1 pseudogene is annotated in these 440 nt (G+C 63.4%); it reads right to left on the minus strand.

The features are described 5' to 3' along the window. Positions 1 to 185 precede the first annotated feature (185 nt). Positions 186 to 440: pseudogene (locus RNB18_RS52270) on the minus strand (hypothetical protein); the annotation flags it as partial.

Below are 440 nucleotides of genomic sequence, written 5' to 3' on the forward strand. Positions count from 1 at the left end.
GCATCGGGCAGACCCGGCCGGTCAGCGTCTATCGCTTGGTCGCGGAGAACACCATTGAGGAGAAGGTGGTCGCATTGCAGGACCGCAAGCGGGCCCTGTTCGCCGCGGTGGTCGATGACGGGGATCTGTTCGGCTCGACCATCTCCGCCTCCGATATCCGCGAACTGCTCGGGTGACCCGAAGGATCAGCCTGGCAGTTCGGCGGCCGGGGCGGCGTCCACCTGCTTGATCGGACCGGTGAACCAGTGTTTCACCGACACGTGCCAGTAGATGAACAGCAGCACCAGCACGCCGCCGACCAGTAGCGGGGTGTAGTTCACGAACTTCCACTGGAAACTCGGATCCCACGGCATGCCGCCCAGCGAGGTCGGGAACATCGCGATGATCGAGGTGACGACGATCTCGACGATCGCCACCGGCGCCATCCACTTGTACTTGTT

The organism is Streptomyces doebereineriae (genome assembly GCF_031845645.1).
Lineage (GTDB): Bacteria > Actinomycetota > Actinomycetes > Streptomycetales > Streptomycetaceae > Streptomyces > Streptomyces canus.